The organism is Altererythrobacter lutimaris, assembly GCF_013371495.1.
In the GTDB taxonomy this organism is placed as follows: Bacteria; Pseudomonadota; Alphaproteobacteria; order Sphingomonadales; family Sphingomonadaceae; genus Erythrobacter; species Erythrobacter lutimaris_A.
The window spans coordinates 156043-173101 of sequence record NZ_JABWTA010000001.1; the positions used below are offsets into that span (position 1 = coordinate 156043).

Below are 17059 nucleotides of genomic sequence, written 5' to 3' on the forward strand. Positions count from 1 at the left end.
ACATGTCAGTTACGGCTGAAAAGAAACAAGAGATTATCAAGGACAATGCCCAGGCTAAAGGCGACACGGGCAGTCCGGAAGTGCAAGTCGCGATCCTCACAGAGCGTATCCGCAACCTGACAGAACACTTCAAAGGTCATCATAAAGATAACCATTCGCGCCGCGGCCTTCTTATGATGGTCAACAAGCGTCGCAATTTGCTCGCATACCTCAAAAAGAAGGATGTTGAGCGGTATAACGCCCTGATCCAGAAGCTGGGTCTGCGTAAATAAGAGTTTTGCGAAGGGCGGCTCAAAGGGCCGCCCTTTGTCTATCCGGCGTCTGTGCAATTCGGCACGGGACCGGCCAACAGGGGCGCGAAAAGCCTCGCACCGGACCGGGACGGATTACCCGGCACTGTAGGCCCCGCATCGCAATAAGGCTGTGCGGGTCATTTTAGGAAAATACATGTTCGACAAGAAAACCGTATCGATTGAATGGGGCGGAAAAACCCTCACTCTCGAAACTGGTCAGATCGCCCGTCAAGCAGACGGCGCCGTTCTGGCCACTTATGGCGAAACCGTAGTGCTCTGCGCTGTGACCGCCGCAAAATCTGTGAAGGAAGGCCAGGACTTTTTCCCGCTGACCGTTCACTACCAGGAAAAGTTCTCCGCAGCCGGACGCATTCCGGGCGGCTTCTTCAAACGCGAAGGTCGCGCAACGGAGAAGGAAACGCTGACCTCACGGCTGATCGACCGGCCTTGCCGTCCGCTCTTTCCGGAAGGTTTCTACAACGAAATCAACGTGATCTGCCAGGTTCTCTCCTATGATGGCGAGACCGAGCCAGACATCGTAGCCATGATTGCAGCCTCTGCTGCGCTGACCATTTCCGGCGTTCCATTCATGGGTCCGATCGGTGCTGCGCGCGTCGGTTACCGCAATGGCGAATACGAACTCAACCCGTCACTGCAAACCTGTCTTGACGAAGAGGGCCGTTTGGACCTTGTCGTTGCCGCGACGCAAGACGCTGTGATGATGGTCGAATCCGAAGCGAAAGAACTGACCGAGGAAGAAATGCTCGGCGCAGTGATGTTCGCTCACGAGGAAAGCCGCAAGGTTATCGGTGCGATCATCGATCTCGCGGAGCAGGCTGCGAAAGCGCCTTGGGATCTCGATCCGGTCGAAGACAAGAGCGAGAAGATGGCGAAGCTTCGCGATGCCATCGGTGCTGACCTCGAAGCAGCTTACAAGCTGACCAACAAGTCCGAGCGTCAGGATGCTGTCAACGCAGCGCGCGAAAAGGCGCGTGAAGTGTTCGCGGACTTGGCTGAAAGCGATCCGGCGGAATATCTTGGCACGCTGAAGCTCGTGAAGAAGCTGGAAAGCGACATCGTTCGCGGCTCCATTATCAAGGATGGCACCCGCATTGATGGCCGTAAGCTCGACGAAGTCCGTCCGATCGAAGCGATGGTTGGCCTTCTGCCACGGACACACGGTTCTGCGCTGTTCACGCGCGGTGAGACGCAGGCGATCTGCACCACCACGCTGGGCACGAAAGACGCTGAGCAGATGATCGACGGGTTGGAAGGCCTCTCTTACAACCACTTCATGCTGCACTATAACTTCCCGCCCTATTCGGTTGGTGAAGTGGGCCGCTTTGGTTTCACGGGGCGCCGCGAAACCGGTCACGGCAAGCTCGCATGGCGTGCGCTGCACCCTGTGCTGCCTGACCATGAAGACTTCCCGTACACCATCCGCGTGCTGTCAGACATCACTGAGTCCAACGGCTCGAGCTCTATGGCGACCGTTTGCGGTGGCTGTCTCTCGATGATGGATGCAGGCGTTCCGATCGAGCGTCCGGTATCCGGCATCGCGATGGGTCTGATCCTTGAAGGTGACGACTTTGCGGTTCTGTCGGACATTCTGGGTGACGAGGATCATCTGGGTGACATGGACTTCAAGGTGGCCGGTTCTGAAGCTGGTATCACCACCATGCAGATGGACATCAAGGTTGCCGGCATCACGCAGGAAATCATGGCCAAGGCGCTTGAGCAGGCGAAGGCCGGCCGTACGCACATCCTTGGTGAAATGGCGAAGGCTCTGGGTTCTGCCCGTACCGGCGTTTCCAAGCACGCACCGCGCATCGAGACCATGCAAATCGACAAGTCGAAGATCCGTGACGTTATCGGAACGGGCGGCAAGGTTATCCGTGAAATCGTTGCTGAAACCGGTGCCAAGGTCGACATCGATGACGAAGGCGTGATCAAGATCAGCTCTTCCAATGCCGATGAAATCGAAGCCGCGAGAAAGTGGATCGAAGGCATCGTCGAAGAGGCTGAAGTCGGCAAGATCTACAATGGCAAGGTCGTCAACATCGTCGATTTCGGTGCGTTTGTGAACTTCATGGGCGGCAAGGACGGTCTCGTCCACGTCAGCGAAATGAAGAACGAGCGGGTTGAGAAGCCATCCGACGTTGTTTCCGAAGGCCAGGAAGTAAAGGTCAAAGTGCTCGAGATCGACCAGCGCGGCAAGGTACGCCTGTCGATGCGCGTCGTTGATCAGGAAACCGGTGAAGAGCTGGAAGACACACGTCCGCCAAAGGCACCACGTGGTGACAAGCGCGACAGCGGTGATCGTCGTGGCCCACGCGGCAATCGCGCGCGCGGCGGAGACCGCGGTGGTCGTCGTGATCGCGATGATCGTGGCGGCGAAAAGAAGGGCGGAGGCGATGACGGCGCGGCTCACGTGCCGGACTTCCTGAAGGACTAGTCTTCCTTCAAGACGATTCGAGAAACCCGCCGGGAGCGATTCTGGCGGGTTTTCTTTTCTGGAGCGCGCGGGTGGCGACGGTCGCGTGGGAGCGCTAAGAGACAAAAATGCTCAAACGCGTTCTTCTCGACACCGCTCAAATCCCTGATGGGGAGGAGCTGACGCTCTACAGCCACGGCCGCGATTTCATGATCGTGCTCGGCTATAACGAGCTGATGAGCACGCGCATGCGCTTTTCCGAAGAGCAGCTTGCGGATCTTACATTCGACCGCTTGCCTGGTGACAGTCCCCGCATTCTGATCGGTGGATATGGCATGGGATTTACACTTCGCGCAGCGCTTGCGCGGATGGGCGAGAGCGGCGAAGCGGTCGTCGCGGAGATATCCGATAAGATCATCGAGTGGGCTAAAGGTCCGATGGCCGAGCTGACCGGTGATTGCCTGAAGGACCCGCGGCTCGACTTGAAGATCTGCGATGTTGCAGCGCTGATCGACGATGCCAATGACGGGACGTGCGAGAAATTCGATGCGATCCTGCTCGACGTTGACAACGGGCCGGATGGGCTGGTGCGCGATGCCAACAACCGCATCTATTCGAAGACAGGCCTCGCCAAGGCACGCGATGCGCTGAAGCCTGGAGGAATCCTCGCCGTATGGTCCGCCGCGCCTGATTATGCTTTCAGAAAGCGCATGCAGGATGTGCGGCTGAAGGTCGAGGAGCTCTCGGTCCGCTCGCGGCCCAACAATAAAGGCGCACACCACACGATCTGGTTCGCGCGCAAGGCCTGACCCTCAAAAATCGTAGATCAGAGTAACACGGCTTAGCGTGTCTGTGCCGACCGCGCCTTCAGGCGGGTTGCTGTCATATTCTATCGCGTAAGAGAAACGTGCGGTGACTTTGTCGCTTACCTTTGCGTTGAGGCCTGTGACGAGGTTTACGCTGGTATTGCTTCCATCAGTGATGAGCGTGGCTGAGCCTCCTGCCTCCGCGACAGCGTTGGTGTCGTGAGTGAGTTTGAGGCGATCGGTTAGATCCCAATCGAAATCCACACCAGCGAGGCCGGCAATGCGGCTTTCGCTGCCGCCATCGACAAATTGTGTGATCCGATAAGCAGGACCGACTTTGGCTGAAAGCTGCATGTTATCCTGATCGATGATCTGGTATCCGAGACCGCCCGAAACCGCATAACGCGCTGAAAAGCCTTGAAAGCGGTCGCGTTCGTATTGCGCGAGGCCATAGATGAACAATCTGTCTGAAATCTTGTAGTTGGGCTCGTACGCTGCGAAGAATTGCTCGCGCGTTGTTTCGCCATCGGCGCGTCTAAAGTCAGCGCGTCCGCGCAGCTTGTGTCGCCAGTCCAGCCCATCGCGGGTCAGAGCAAGAGCTGCTGTGAGACCCGTTTCCGAGCTGTTTCCCGTTGCCCGAAAACCGCCCAGCTCGCCTTTGCCAGACCAATTGTCGAAAAGTCCCGCGGTAAGGATTTTTTCTCGTGCTTCCTCGGCCTTTGCGGCTGCGAGGACTTTCTGATCCTCGTCAAACTTGGCTTTGATCGCATCGATCTCCGCCGCGTCTTCGGGATGCACAGTGCGCGCGAGCTCAAGGACAGTATTGACTTTCTCCGCATCTCCCGTGGCAATCGCAGCATCAATCATGGCGCGGGTCGATTCAGGCAGCTTAGCGAGAGCTGGAGATGCGCTTAAGCCAAAAAGTGCGGCTGCCAGTGAAATGCGAAACATAGTAATACCTTCGCCGGAAATCCGGCTAATCAAACTCAGAATTGCAATGTCAGGCGTTCGTGAAGAGAGCGCGCGAGATCAGGTCATGATCCTTACAGGTCCCATGAAGTCCATTTTGCTCAATGGAACACCCTTCATGCGGAGGATGTCGTAGAACGTCGTCGCATGGAAATAGAGGTTCGGCTGGTTGAAGCTGAGCAGCATATTCTGGCCGGTCAGAGTCATCAGCCTCTTTCCGCCCATGACGAAACCGATGGGCTTGTCAGCAACCGCTTCCAATTGATCTGGCGTCACCTTGGCTAGCTTGTCCTGAGCATCCGCGACCATCGCCTTCATGCCTTCAAAGCCTTCTGGAAGCGTTGTGAAATCGGGCGTGAATTCGCCAAGCTCCAAACGCTCTATTGCATAAGCGGAATGCATCCAGCAGCTGCGCACGTGCCATGGCAGGTTCCACATGTCCTCGGCGAGTTTGGCTTCGTAGAGCTCGCTTGGATCGATTCCCTGCTCCTTCGCAAAGGACTCGCCTTTGCCGATTACCGTGTTGAGACCAGCGAGCGTTTGCTGTGCACCTAAAACGAAAGCATCATAGAGGGACAAGGACATTGGGGGTTCTCCTGAAATGAGAAAGGCCCGGCGCTCCCTTGGGATGACCGGGCCTTTGTGAAGCTTTGGTTTAGCGTACTCGCGGGCCGCCAAATGGCAGCGGGGGAGGGGGACGGCGTGCACCGCGCGGCAGCTGTGCCTGATAGGCTCGCCCGCAATGCTCGACACAATAGGGGAAACCTGGGTTCACAGCTTCACCGCAGAAGTGAAAGTCCGCTTCGCCCGGGTGACCCATCGGCCAGCGGCAGACCTTGTCTGAAAGATCGAGCAGGCTCGTCTTGTCGGCAATCTCAGGGCTTGGCTTCGCTGGAACCAGACGGCGTGGCGGTGCAGGCGGAATAGGCGCTTGCTGATCGCCCGGACCCTGACGCAAAAACCCTCCTGGACCTACAGAAACGATCTTCGGCAAATCAGGCGTCGGATTGGGGATCGGCTGCGAGGGTACAGCGGACCCCGATGCCTTGGGCCCGGCCGCTGCCGCAGTTTTCACCGGTGGCGATTTGGCTGCCGGCTTTGCCGATGGCTTGGTTGCCGCCTTCTTGGCTGCTGGTTTGGCAGCGGGTTTCTTTGCCGCAGCCTTCTTCTTGTCATTTGCTTTCACCGGAGAAGGGCGCGCCTTCAGGCCAAGCCGGTGCGCCTTGCCGATCACGGCATTGCGGCTTACTCCGCCGAGTTCCTCAGCAATCTGGCTAGCGGTGGATCCGCCTTCCCACATCTTTTTGAGCGTTGCGATCCGCTCGTCAGTCCAAGCCATAAAACTTCCAATTCCTCTGTGGCAGTTTTGCCCGATACTTCCGAGCGCTTGCCAGTCTTGCGCTATCGCACTACTCGCCGCGTCATGGCCGATCAAGCACCTACGACAAGCGCAGCGAATGCGCCTCAAAACAATGATAATCCGGGTGAAGCCGCAGCGCGATCAGTCGCTGCATTTCCGCCGCGCGGTGAGCCAATCATTACTGGCATCAACCGCATCGGATTGTGGAGCCTTTATATTAAGGAGGTTCGCCGGTTTCTCAAGGTGCACACGCAGACAATTTGGGGTCCTGCCGTCACTACCTTGCTGTTCCTTGTGATATTTTCCGTAGCGTTGGGGCGGGGCGGGCGAGAAGTGCTCGGCGCACCTTTCGTCAATTTCGTCGCCCCCGGCCTGATTGTGATGGGGATGATGCAGAACGCGTTCGCGAACTCATCCTTCTCGCTACTCGCAGGCAAGATACAGGGGACGATTATCGACATGCTGATGCCGCCGCTGTCGGAAGGCGAGTTGATGACGGGGATCATCGGAGCGGCCGTCACCCGCGCAATAATGTTGGGAGCGGCTGTCGCGTTTGTCATTCTCCTCTGGCCGGGCGTTTCGCTCGCTGTGACGCATTGGTGGGCAGTGATCTGGTTTGGACTGATGGGCTCTGTGCTGCTCGCTGTAATCGGCCTTGCGACATCTATCTGGGCCGAGAAGTTCGACCACAACGCGGCGATTTCGCAGTTCATCGTTGCGCCATTGTCGCTGCTTTCCGGTACATTTTACGTGATCGACAATCTCGCGCCACTGTTCCAGGCGATCAGTCGCGCGAACCCATTCTTCTATGTGATATCAGGTTTCCGCTACGGGTTCCTAGGCAAGAGCGATATCGGCTCGGACGCGGATGTGCTGGTCGCAGCAGGTGGCTTGCTCCTGCTCAATATCGTGTTGATCGGAGCAACTTACCTGGTGCTGAAATCGGGTTGGAAGCTGAAAGATTAAGCCCTGAAGTCAGGCTCTAGCCGCGAGGTCCTCGATCAGGTCCTGCGCGCGCAGGACGTCTGCCACGTTTTCTATGACGAAGTGGTCTGTGCTAAGGTCGCCATCGTTATCACGGCTCATCCCGGTCACTATCCCTAGGGTTCCCGAACCATCGCGGCGCTCTGTCCGCTTTACAGCGCCAATTCGACGCGCCGGGACTGATTCAGCATTTATCGTCCGTCCGAGTTTCAGTTTGATCAGACGCTCATTGGTGATGGCATAGAGTACTTTGCCTTTGTTCCACAAAGGCAGGAATGGCGAGCCAAGCATGCCAAGTCCGACTACGATGAAAGGCACCCCGAACAGAGGGAATGCCCAGCTGAGTATTCCAAATCCGTCATCCATCGAGGCTGCACCTGCCGCAGCCATGGCGGTCCAAAACAGCGAGAAAGCGGTCCAAGGTATCGCGAACAGGTAGATGCCAAATGACATATAGGAGACGCGCGCAATCTGACGCTGCTCCCACAACACCCGCTCACCAGACTTGAGTTCGCGGTCAAGCGCGAGTGAAAGCCGATCAGGCTGCAATGTCTGAGGAGGCGTCATCCGGTCCATGGGGCTCTCACTAACAAAAAAGTGTTGCCAAGGACCAAACGGACTGCCGCTTAGTGCGTAAGTGCGCGCCGCATCTGGTATCGCCCGCCGTCAAAGCTTTCAAAAAGCTGGTGAATCTGCGGGTGGTCAACCGGACCATTGTCAGCATCGCCGAGCAGGTTTTGCTGGCTCACATAGGCCACATAGCTGCTGTCATCGTTCTCAGCGAGCAGGTGGTAGAATGGCTGGTCGCGCTCCGGACGCAGATCCTCTGGGATCGACTGATACCATTCCTCGCTATTGGCAAAGACGGGATCGATATCGAATACAACGCCGCGAAAGTCGTACAGTTTGTGGCGCACGACCGCTCCGATACCGAAGCGCGTTCGCGTCTGCCGAGGAGCATCAATCGTGCGCCCGGCTTGCGAAGAGAAGAATGTGGCTCGGTCCATGATGGAGAAGATATGGTGCGATGCTGCATCGAAACAAGATGCGGGGCAGCTCCCATCCCCCAATTTCTGGCATAAAGGCCAGCAAAGAGGCTTGGCATTAAGGTGCACGTCGGCTAATCGGCCCGCTTCTTGATAGCGATGCGACCTCAGACCGGCGCTTACAGAGCGAGCCGGTAGCGCGATCAGGAAGTACGGAGAGATGCCGGAGTGGTCGAACGGGGCGGTCTCGAAAACCGTTGTGCTCGCAAGAGTACCCAGGGTTCGAATCCCTGTCTCTCCGCCATCCACCCCCGGCACTCGTCTCTGTTTTCAGGAGCGTTCTGCAAATGGCCCTGTCAGACTAACTTGTGACTTAACGTGCTGCCGCCTTGAGTGGCAAACCTTGGTGATCTGAAGAGCCATGCGGGTAGGGCAAGCTACACCAAGTGGAGACGAGTTCTTGTTTGACTGACAGCACCCGAGTGTGTGTCAGCCTTTCATCACCTGATCAGCGGCGGTTGGCAAAACGGCTTAAGGCCTTAGCATCATTCCAATTGGTAGTACAGAAATATTCATAATGGCTAGGCAATACGGTTGACAATGTTGGTCTAGGGATTATCACAGCCCTCGGAGAAACCCTGAGGGAGGGACAGATGTCTAAGTCAGGTGAAGGCCGCAGTGCGGTCAATAATAGTTCACGCAACATCGCGAAATTGATGGCGAGCACGGCGTTGGCGGTGTTTGCAGTTCCAAGTGTTGCATTTGCGCAAGATGAAGAGGCGGCTGCAAGCGATGAAGGCGATGCAATTGTTGTCACTGGTATTCGTCAAACAATCCAGAACTCGATTGAAGAGAAGCGCAACGCGACTGAAGTGTTCGATGCTCTTGCTGCTGAGGAAATCGGCGATATTCCGGCATTGTCGATTGGCGAGGCGCTTGAAACCCTCACAGGTGCAGGTTCTCACCGCGAGCAGGGCGGGGCTACTGAAATCTCCGTCCGTGGTCTTGGGCCTTTCCTGGGTTCAACTGTTATCAATGGCCGGGTAGCTACAAACGGTAGTGGTGACCGTTCGGTCAACTTCAGCCAATTCCCTTCCGAATTGTTCAACAAGATCGGTATCTACAAGACTCAGGCTGCCAGTTATATTGAAGGCGGCGTGGCCGGGCAGATTGTTCTGGAAACTTTACGCCCGCTCGATTTTGGCAAGCAACGCATCCAGGGCGAAATCAAGGCCGAGATCAATCCATACAATCTGGATATCGATGCCGATCAGCGGTTCAACAAGTTCGGCTATCGCGGTTCGCTGAGCTTTGTTGACCAGTTCAAGCTGGGCGACGGGGAGCTGGGTATTTCGCTTGGCTACGAGCGGCGAGACTCCAACAATCCGGAGCAGGAAGTTCAAGTCTCGAACACAATTCGTGCTTGCTCATTCAACCCAGCCCTTGCTGCGGAGAACGACGGTATCGCCGATGAGGATAACTGCGATACCGATTCTAGCGGTATCAACGCTCTCGGTGCCATTTTGGCTGGCGAGGAGCCGTTCGCCATTGCGCGCAATAGCTACGGATTCCGCACCAACATTACGGACGACAATCGTGACGCCTTCTTTGGGGCAATCCAGTATCAACCGTCGCCTGACGTCGATATCAATGCCGATTTTCAGTATTCGAAACGCAAATTCCGGGAACAGCGCAGCGACCTGTTGTTCACTGAGGGGCGCAGGATCACTCCTGAAGGTGATCCCAACAATATTGGTGCGCTCCTTGGTCTTCCGTCAATTCTTGTGACCACTGAAACAGGCGCGCTGCGCTTGTTTACCAACGAGTCCCGCGTCGAGGCGGTGAGCGAATATCTGGAACGTGACGAAGAGTATTATGGCGGCGGATTGTCGCTAGATGCGCAAGTTTCAGACCGGGTAAAGCTTTCGCTCGACGCTTCCTATTCGCGCACGCAACGGATTGAGGAGGCGGTGCAGGTTCGGTTTAGGACAGAGGATGGTGAATCGATCTTTGGTAATGAGGACGGAGATGGAAACCCTTTCTTCCCAGATGTCATTCAAGACGATGGTGATGATAATGATGACCGCGTCGAAGCACTCTACCAGATATTCCAGAACGGGTCGGAAGGCCTCAACATCATCGTCCAAAACTTCGACGTGACCGACCACAATCTGTTTGCAAATGACCCTCGGGTTCGCGCCGACCTTGAACAGAAGCGATTCAATGAGATTTGGGCCATGCGCGGCGATGTCGAGTATGAAACTGATGGTTTCTTCTCAAGCTTAATGGCCGGGGCGCGCTATCAGCAATTGACCTATCGCGACGTACCCGGTGCGAGCGGACCAAACCGGATCCAGGTTAACTTCAATGACACTGACGGGACAGGAGCGCTCGCGGTTGCCAACCAGGAGTGCCGCACGAATTTCCCAACGACCGGCTTCCTTACGTCAATCAGTGGAGGCAATCCGCTGTTCACCAATATCGATGAGAACGGCAACATCATCGGGACGACCAATACCTTTGCAACTTTCGATGCGCGATGCATTGTCCGGGTACTTGATCGTGAGGATCCGTCGGATGAGATCAATTTCGATGAAGACGGCAACGTGATCTTCCCGACCGGAGATATTGATTCCATCCAGAACACAGATGTCGAGGAGCGCAGCTGGGCGGCATATCTTCAGGGGAACTTCGATACGCAATTTGGCGAGCTGCCGATCCGCGGTAATGTAGGCCTGCGCATCGTTGGTACGACGGTGGACTCAACCGGCTTCCGGGGTGAGTTGACCGCTATCATCGATCCGGACGACGGAACTATCTCGATTAGCGAAGACGACGATACCCTTCTACCGGTCTCAGGCGGCAATTCGTACACCGAATTTCTTCCAAGCCTGAATGTAGTTGCGGAGTTCTCACCCGACTTGTTGGGGCGTTTCGCATTCTATCGCTCGCTTTCCCGCCCCGATCCCTCCGATCTGAGCTTTGGACGTTTCTTCAATGGCGTAACAGATGACTCTGAGGGCGCAACCTCGATCGCGGAACTCGTCGGTACAGCCGGAGCGACCGGAAACCCCTTCACCGATCCCCTGCTCTCGTGGAATGTCGATGCTGGGCTTGAATGGTATCCGAATCCCGACACGATCTTGGCTTTCAATGCTTACTACAAAAGCTTTGACGGCGGTTTTCAGACCGTCGGTCAGTTCGAAACTTTTACAGTCGATGGTCAGGATTTGAATGTCCTGGTTACAACGACAAATGTTTCGGAGGAGTCCAGCACAATATATGGGCTCGAAATTACTGCGGCTCACCGGCTCAGCTACTTGCCCGCGCCGTTTGACGGACTCGGCTTCAAAGTGAGCTACAATTACGCAGATTCTGATTTCGAATTCGAGGATGATACACTGGGCGAAATTCTCGGTGTAAATGATGACGGCTCCACATTCGTGGACCAGCCCGGCATCATCCCGCCGACCAACTTGTTTGGTTTTTCCAAGCATGTACTTTCGGCGCAAGCCTATTACGAAATCGGGCCATTCGATTTTCAAGGTGTCTACAAATACCGCAGCAGTTACTTCCAGCAGTTCATCGGTTCGCCTGGGCGGATCCGGAATGTCGATGACGTGGAAGTCTTTGAGGCGCGTGTGTCGTTCAAATTGAATGACAATGTCCGTTTCTCGCTTGAAGGTATCAACCTCTTCAATGAGCCGCGTACGGATTTCCGCGGTGCGCCTGACGATTTAGGCCAGGTGCTCGTGTATGGGCCTCGTTACTTTGCAGGTGTTCGTTTCCGGTTCTAAGGCTTGGCCGACGCCGCCACACTCCCTTGGTGGCGTCGGCTAAATCCTCGCTGCTGGAAATACCAAGACAAATCGGCTAGGAAAATTGGTATAGACTCTAACTCAATGCATTAATGGGGTACCGAGCGCGTATGACCTCGAAAAGACTCTTCCAATCTGTAGCGGAACAAATCGCCGAGCTCATTGATCAAGGCGCTTATGCGCCCGGCACAAGGTTGCCTGGCGAACGCGAATTGGCGGAGAAGCTTGGGGTCAGCCGCGTCACAATCAGAGAGGCAGAGATCGCACTTCAGGCAGTTGGCCGGCTGGAGATCAAGACGGGCTCCGGTGTCTACGTTAGTGAGAAGGTGCCGACCATCGGCGGGAATCTACCGCAAGCGAGTGCGTTCGAAGTCACAGAAGCGCGTCTTTTGGTCGAGTCCGAGGCAGCCGCATTAGCTGCCCATAATATTTCGGAAGAGGCCATTGAGCGGTTATCTGGCCTTGTCGAGCAGATGGCCTCTGATGATGAAGAGGTCGCAAACGCTGCTGATGAGCAATTCCATCTGACAATTGCTGAAGCTTCCAACAATGCCGCAATGGTGCACACGATCAAATCTCTTTGGCAAATGCGCGAGGAGATCCCGGACGTGAAGGCGACTTACGAGGCGGTTTGTGTGCACGATTCGAAGTCGCGCACGGAAGAACACCGGGCTGTATTCGATGCACTGAAGGCGCGAGATCCAGCGGGAGCTCGCGCTGCTATGCGCGAGCATTTCCATCGGTTGATAGACGCAATGCTTGAAGCCACTGAGCGCAAAGCGCTTGAGGAGTTGCAGCAGAAGGCGTCGGAAAGCCGCCAGCGTTTCAGTGCGGCAGCTAATATCGGCTAGCCAAACTGGTATTACAAAAAAAGTTGAAACTATAAGTCCAGATTGATTGACAATCTGGCGGCTTGTCGTATTGTCTCACCCGATAAGTGGATGAGAGGGACACGGGGATGCTTACGAGGTTTTTCCTTGTAGCTATGATCGCATGGCTTGCAGCCGTGCCGGCGGCGGCCGAGCATTTCTTTGTGCGCAATCAGAACGAATACGCTCACGCACTAAAGCAAATTGAAGCGGGCGACGTGATCATCCTGGCGAATGGCGAGTGGCGGGATTTTGAGCTCGTAATCACCGGCAAGGGCCGCAAGGGCAGGCCCATCACTGTCATATCGGAAGAGGCGGGGAAGGTAATCCTGACCGGCCAATCGAGCCTTCGTATCGGCGGCGAATACATTCTGGTCACAGGGTTAGTCTTCAAGGACGGCTACAGTCCCCGCGGCGAAGTCATTTCATTCAGGCGGAATAAGCAAGATCTGGCCCGCAACAGCCGCGTGACCGAAGTCGTGATTGACGGCTTCAGCAAGCCGGATCGTTATGAGTCTGACTATTGGGTCGGAATGTACGGCAAGAACAACCGGTTCGATCACAACCATCTTGTCGGAAAAACCAACAAGGGTGTGACCCTTGCAGTCCGCCTCGATAGTCCGGAGAGTCAGAAAAACGGCCATCGGATAGACCACAATTACTTCGGGCCACGTCCAGTCCTCGGGTCGAATGGGGGCGAGACACTTCGCATTGGAACCAGCAAGTATTCGATGCATCGCTCAGATACATTGGTCGAGAACAATGTGTTTGATCGCACCGATGGCGAAGTGGAAATCATTTCCTCGAAGTCTGGCGGAAATGTCTTTCGAGGCAATCTGTTCTTGCGCTCGCGTGGAACGCTCACTTTGCGTCACGGCGACGATAACCTTGTTGAGCGCAACGTGTTCCTCGGCGACGGAAAGGACTATACCGGCGGCATTCGCGTAATCAATCGCAACCAGACAGTGCGCGAAAACTATATGGAGGGGTTGCGCGGAACCGGTTTTTCGAGCGCTCTCACCGTAATGAATGGTGTGCCCAATTCACCGGTCAACCGCTATGTTCAGGTCGAGAACGCGCTGATTGAACGTAATACGGTTATCGATAGCAGGCGCATCACGCTCGGCGCAGGTGCTGATGAAGAGCGGTCTGCTGTTCCGATTGCAAGCGTGATGAAGGGCAATCTGTTTGGCGGGCTCGATGGCGGAACCTTTATCGAGGTCGATGCGGATATCTCCGGCATAGCGCTGTCTGGCAATGCAATCATCGCAGGTAACGCTCATAGCGCTCTTCAGTTGATGGAACGCGCTTCCACCGACATGGTCCGGGCCGACAATGGCCTTCTTTATCCCAGCGATCCTCGGCTAGCGGAAACAGGCGCTCCAAAGGACTTGCAGCCAATTCCGCTCAGCAAGGTTGGTGTCTCCTGGTATGCCAAGCCGGATGATCGATCACCGTTCGGTAGCAGTGGATCCGTGCTGCAGGTTCCTGCCGCGGAAGGCGCGCTCGCACAAGCGGTGTCGAACGCAAAAGACGGCGACGTGTTGCTCCTCGCTCCTGGCAAGCACATCGCTGATCGTACGCTTACTCTGGATAAAACTCTCACAATCAAATCTGCCTTGAGTGCCGGCGAAGCGGAGGAGTTGGCAGTGATCATGTTCACGCGGCCATCACTGTTCGAGCTAAGCGAAGGGGGAAATCTACAGCTTGCGAACTTGCAAATTGACGGGGCACTGGCTCCGGATTCGGTTGGCAATTCGATGATCCGAACAACGAGTTATCCGATCCAGTCGAACATGCTGGTAGAGATGGATGGCGTGTCTGTACGAAATCTCGAGGTCAACAAATCGTTTAACGTCCTCACACTTGGCAAAAGCGCGCTCGCGCAGCGCGTCTCCATCCGCAACAGCGATTTTGCCAATATCAGTGGAACCGTTGTGTCCGCTGCGGCGGAGACGGAAGACTTCGGTCAATACAATGTCGAATATCTCGATATCATTGATAGCAGCTTTGCAGATATCGGTGGGCCAATAGCGGATGTGTATCGCGGCGGCCGCGACGAGAGCACTTTCGGTCCGCTCGTGACCGTTTCAGGCAATGCCCTGGCAAATGTCGGACATGCCGCGACGAACGGGTCGGGCGGATCTATCCATCTGCATGGGGTTCAGACGACGCAGATCACACGCAACGCCGTCACCAATTCAGCGCCGGTGAGAATTGTCCACACAGTCGGAACGCCGAAGTCAGCTCTGACCGACAACGCATTTGTCAAAACGGCTGCACCGCTTTTCGAAGAGTTGAACTTCGAAGGCGATCCACGGGTCAAAACGCGCGGCAATATGCTCGATGGAGAGCCGCTTCCATGAGGAGTTTGCTCGCCTCGATTGCCATTCTGGCAGGGATGGGCGCGCCCGCTGCCGTGCCTGTGGCTTTTGCTCACGATGCGCCAGTGAACGCAAAATCAGCATTGCCACCGCTGTATCAAACTGAAGTCGATCGCGCTCAGTCCTTCGTGTCGCAAATGATGGGGCAAGGTGTCGTCGTTCCCGTGCCGAAAGATCCCGGCGGCGGTTACACGCACGAGCAGCACAAGCGTAATTACCGCGCACTCTATCTTGGCGGTCAACTGTATCAGATCACAGGCGACGAGGCATATCGGACCTATGTCAAAGACATGCTCCTTGAATATGCTGCGCTTTATCCAACGCTGGGTGACCATCCCGCCAAAGCGAACCAGAATGTCGGGCGACTTTTCTGGCAAGTGCTCAATGATGCGATGTGGCTGGTTCATGCGGTTCAGGGCTATGCTAACATTCGTGACAGTCTGACGGATGAGGAACGGGCGAAGATCGACAATGATCTGTTTCGCAAAGCGGCACACTTTTTGTCCGTAGATTCCCAAAGGACATTTGACCGCATTCATAACCATGCGACCTGGGCGACGGCGGGCGTCGGGATGACCGGTTATTTGCTCGGCGATGAAGACTTGGTCGAGCGGTCGCTGTTAGGCTCTGACAAGAGCGGACGGACCGGCTTCTTGCGGCAGACCGAGCTGCTGTTTTCGCCTGATGGGTATTACACCGAAGGCCCTTATTATCAGCGCTTCGCAATGCTTCCTTTTGTTGTGTTCGCGAATGCCATCGAGCAAAACGAGCCTGAAAGACGGATATTCGAATACCGCGACGGGATATTGGTCAAAGCGCTCACCACTACCATCCAACTGACCTATGGCGGGTATTTCTTTCCGTTTAACGATGCCATCCGCGACAAGAGCTTGAACACTGCCGAGCTCTATGAAGGCGTGGCGATCGGGTATGGGCAGACGGGCGATCCGGGCCTCCTTTCAATTGCCGAGTGGCAAGGGCGCACAGTCCTGAACTCAAACGGATTGATGCTCTCTCGCGACTTGGCGGCCGGGAAAGCCGAGCCATTCGGTTTCCAGTCGATGCTGCTTCGCGATGGACCGGAGGGCCATCAGGGCGCAGTTGCGATCCTTCGTCATGGAACTGGCGGGCGTCACACAGCTCTGGTCGCGAAGAACAGTTCGCAAGGAATGGGGCACGGCCATTTCGATAAGCTGAGCTGGCAGCTCTATGACAACGGACACGAGATAGTTCGCGATTATGGAGCAGCGCGTTTCCTCAATATCGAGGCGAAAGAGGGCGGACGCTATCTGCCTGAGAACGAAAGCTGGGCTAAGCAATCCATCGCGCACAACACGCTTGTGGTTGATGAAACCAGCCACTTTGGCGGCGATCAGAAGGTTGCTGACAAATTTGCGCCGTCGCAATTGTACTTTTCTGCGGAGTCTGATCTGCAAGTCAGCAGCGCGGCGATCGATACAGCTTACCCCGAAAACAGTGTCAGCATGCTGCGGACGCTCGCATTGGTATCCGTCGAAGGTCTTTCCGCGCCAGTAGTGATTGATATTGTTCGCGGCGCTGGCGAGGGGCAGCACCAGTTTGATCTGCCGCTCCATTATTCCGGCCATCTGATGGAAACCGGGTTCGAGCTGGACAGTAATGTCACCGCGCGGCCGGTGCTGGGCGGAGACGACGGTTATCAACACATCTGGGTCGATGGCGTCGCCACTCCCGATGCTCAAAGCGGTTTTATGACCTGGCTGCTCGATGGCCGGTTCTACACTTACAGGTTTGTCCCACAGGCGGGAATGGAAGTCATCCTCGGCGAAAGCGGAGCAAATGATCCCAGCTTCAACCTTAGACGCGAGCCGATCGTGATCCAGAGGCTCGCCGCCGCTGAGAACGCTACGTTTGTCAGCCTGCTGGAATCGCATGGCCTTTATGACGGCGCGACAGAACAGACCGTTGGCAGCCGAAGCCAGATTTCGTCGCTCAAGCACTACCATCAATCGGGCAACGATATCGTCGTCGTCGAAACTGTTAGCGGCGAGAAGACCGCTCTTGCGGTCTCCTACGATAACGACCCTGACAAATCTCATGACGTGACAGTGGAAGGCCAAGTCTATTCCTGGACTGGCTTTGCCGCACGCCTCGAAATCCCCGGGGAGGGAAAATGA

13 protein-coding genes and 1 tRNA gene are annotated in these 17059 nt (G+C 55.8%); 9 read left to right on the forward strand and 5 right to left on the reverse strand.

The features are described 5' to 3' along the window. The first annotated feature begins 2 nt into the window (after window positions 1-2). From rpsO to HUO12_RS00820, 3 genes are all read left to right on the forward strand, one after another. Window positions 3-272 carry a 30S ribosomal protein S15 gene (rpsO, locus tag HUO12_RS00810; protein ID WP_176271800.1) on the forward strand — a complete coding sequence of 90 codons (270 nt, stop codon included), beginning with the start codon at window positions 3-5 and terminating at the stop codon, window positions 270-272. Between the two features lie 175 nt (window positions 273-447). After that, window positions 448-2748, forward strand: coding sequence for a polyribonucleotide nucleotidyltransferase (gene pnp, locus HUO12_RS00815; RefSeq protein WP_176271801.1), 2301 nt, complete (start codon window positions 448-450; stop codon window positions 2746-2748). Between the two features lie 107 nt (window positions 2749-2855). Continuing rightward, entirely contained in the window at window positions 2856-3536 is a 681-nt protein-coding gene (locus HUO12_RS00820) for a spermidine synthase (protein ID WP_176271802.1), read from the forward strand. Between the two features lie 3 nt (window positions 3537-3539). Here the strand turns inward: HUO12_RS00820 and HUO12_RS00825 are convergent, their stop codons facing one another. From HUO12_RS00825 to HUO12_RS00835, 3 genes are all read right to left on the reverse strand, one after another. Next, window positions 3540-4484, reverse strand: a complete 945-nt coding sequence (locus HUO12_RS00825; RefSeq protein ID WP_176271803.1) for a DUF481 domain-containing protein — start codon at window positions 4482-4484, stop codon at window positions 3540-3542. Window positions 4485-4562: 78 nt separating this feature from the next. Next, window positions 4563-5087, reverse strand: coding sequence for a DUF1993 domain-containing protein (locus HUO12_RS00830; protein WP_176271804.1), 525 nt, complete (start codon window positions 5085-5087; stop codon window positions 4563-4565). A gap of 70 nt (window positions 5088-5157) precedes the next feature. Further along, on the reverse strand, window positions 5158-5841 hold the full coding sequence (locus HUO12_RS00835) for a GcrA family cell cycle regulator (RefSeq protein WP_176271805.1): 684 nt from the start codon (window positions 5839-5841) through the stop codon (window positions 5158-5160). Between the two features lie 84 nt (window positions 5842-5925). Here HUO12_RS00835 and HUO12_RS00840 point away from each other — a divergent pair, with 84 nt between their 5' ends. Beyond that, complete coding sequence (locus HUO12_RS00840; protein ID WP_176271806.1) at window positions 5926-6828, forward strand: ABC transporter permease; 903 nt, start codon at window positions 5926-5928, stop codon at window positions 6826-6828. A gap of 9 nt (window positions 6829-6837) precedes the next feature. Here HUO12_RS00840 and HUO12_RS00845 read toward each other — a convergent pair whose 3' ends face one another. After that, entirely contained in the window at window positions 6838-7422 is a 585-nt protein-coding gene (locus HUO12_RS00845; protein WP_176271807.1) for a hypothetical protein, read from the reverse strand. 50 nt (window positions 7423-7472) lie between these two features. After that, complete coding sequence (gene hspQ, locus HUO12_RS00850; protein WP_176271808.1) at window positions 7473-7853, reverse strand: heat shock protein HspQ; 381 nt, start codon at window positions 7851-7853, stop codon at window positions 7473-7475. Between the two features lie 193 nt (window positions 7854-8046). Between hspQ and HUO12_RS00855 the strand changes: the two genes are divergently transcribed. From HUO12_RS00855 to HUO12_RS00875, 5 genes are all read left to right on the forward strand, one after another. Beyond that, window positions 8047-8136: transfer RNA gene (locus HUO12_RS00855), tRNA-Ser, on the forward strand. Between the two features lie 349 nt (window positions 8137-8485). After that, the gene (locus tag HUO12_RS00860; RefSeq protein ID WP_176271809.1) at window positions 8486-11629 is read left to right on the forward strand and encodes a TonB-dependent receptor; all 3144 of its coding nucleotides are present in this window, start codon (window positions 8486-8488) and stop codon (window positions 11627-11629) included. 131 nt (window positions 11630-11760) lie between these two features. Continuing rightward, window positions 11761-12501 (forward strand): FadR/GntR family transcriptional regulator, encoded by a 741-nt coding sequence (locus tag HUO12_RS00865; RefSeq protein ID WP_176271810.1) that lies wholly within the window; start codon window positions 11761-11763, stop codon window positions 12499-12501. 107 nt (window positions 12502-12608) lie between these two features. Then, complete coding sequence (locus HUO12_RS00870; protein ID WP_176271811.1) at window positions 12609-14885, forward strand: polysaccharide lyase 6 family protein; 2277 nt, start codon at window positions 12609-12611, stop codon at window positions 14883-14885. Further along, complete coding sequence (locus HUO12_RS00875; protein WP_176271812.1) at window positions 14882-17059, forward strand: alginate lyase family protein; 2178 nt, start codon at window positions 14882-14884, stop codon at window positions 17057-17059. The genes HUO12_RS00870 and HUO12_RS00875 overlap by 4 nt, the downstream gene beginning before the upstream one ends.

What these genes read in the sequence shown, in the direction of transcription:
- rpsO (WP_176271800.1), top strand. Translation starts at nt 3, where the DNA reads ATGTCAGTTACGGCTGAAAAGAAACAAGAGATTATCAAGGACAATGCC.
- pnp (WP_176271801.1), top strand. Translation starts at nt 448, where the DNA reads ATGTTCGACAAGAAAACCGTATCGATTGAATGGGGCGGAAAAACCCTC.
- HUO12_RS00820 (WP_176271802.1), top strand. Translation starts at nt 2,856, where the DNA reads ATGCTCAAACGCGTTCTTCTCGACACCGCTCAAATCCCTGATGGGGAG.
- HUO12_RS00825 (WP_176271803.1), bottom strand. Translation starts at nt 4,484, where the DNA reads ATGTTTCGCATTTCACTGGCAGCCGCACTTTTTGGCTTAAGCGCATCT.
- HUO12_RS00830 (WP_176271804.1), bottom strand. Translation starts at nt 5,087, where the DNA reads ATGTCCTTGTCCCTCTATGATGCTTTCGTTTTAGGTGCACAGCAAACG.
- HUO12_RS00835 (WP_176271805.1), bottom strand. Translation starts at nt 5,841, where the DNA reads ATGGCTTGGACTGACGAGCGGATCGCAACGCTCAAAAAGATGTGGGAA.
- HUO12_RS00840 (WP_176271806.1), top strand. Translation starts at nt 5,926, where the DNA reads ATGGCCGATCAAGCACCTACGACAAGCGCAGCGAATGCGCCTCAAAAC.
- HUO12_RS00845 (WP_176271807.1), bottom strand. Translation starts at nt 7,422, where the DNA reads ATGGACCGGATGACGCCTCCTCAGACATTGCAGCCTGATCGGCTTTCA.
- hspQ (WP_176271808.1), bottom strand. Translation starts at nt 7,853, where the DNA reads ATGGACCGAGCCACATTCTTCTCTTCGCAAGCCGGGCGCACGATTGAT.
- HUO12_RS00860 (WP_176271809.1), top strand. Translation starts at nt 8,486, where the DNA reads ATGTCTAAGTCAGGTGAAGGCCGCAGTGCGGTCAATAATAGTTCACGC.
- HUO12_RS00865 (WP_176271810.1), top strand. Translation starts at nt 11,761, where the DNA reads ATGACCTCGAAAAGACTCTTCCAATCTGTAGCGGAACAAATCGCCGAG.
- HUO12_RS00870 (WP_176271811.1), top strand. Translation starts at nt 12,609, where the DNA reads ATGCTTACGAGGTTTTTCCTTGTAGCTATGATCGCATGGCTTGCAGCC.
- HUO12_RS00875 (WP_176271812.1), top strand. Translation starts at nt 14,882, where the DNA reads ATGAGGAGTTTGCTCGCCTCGATTGCCATTCTGGCAGGGATGGGCGCG.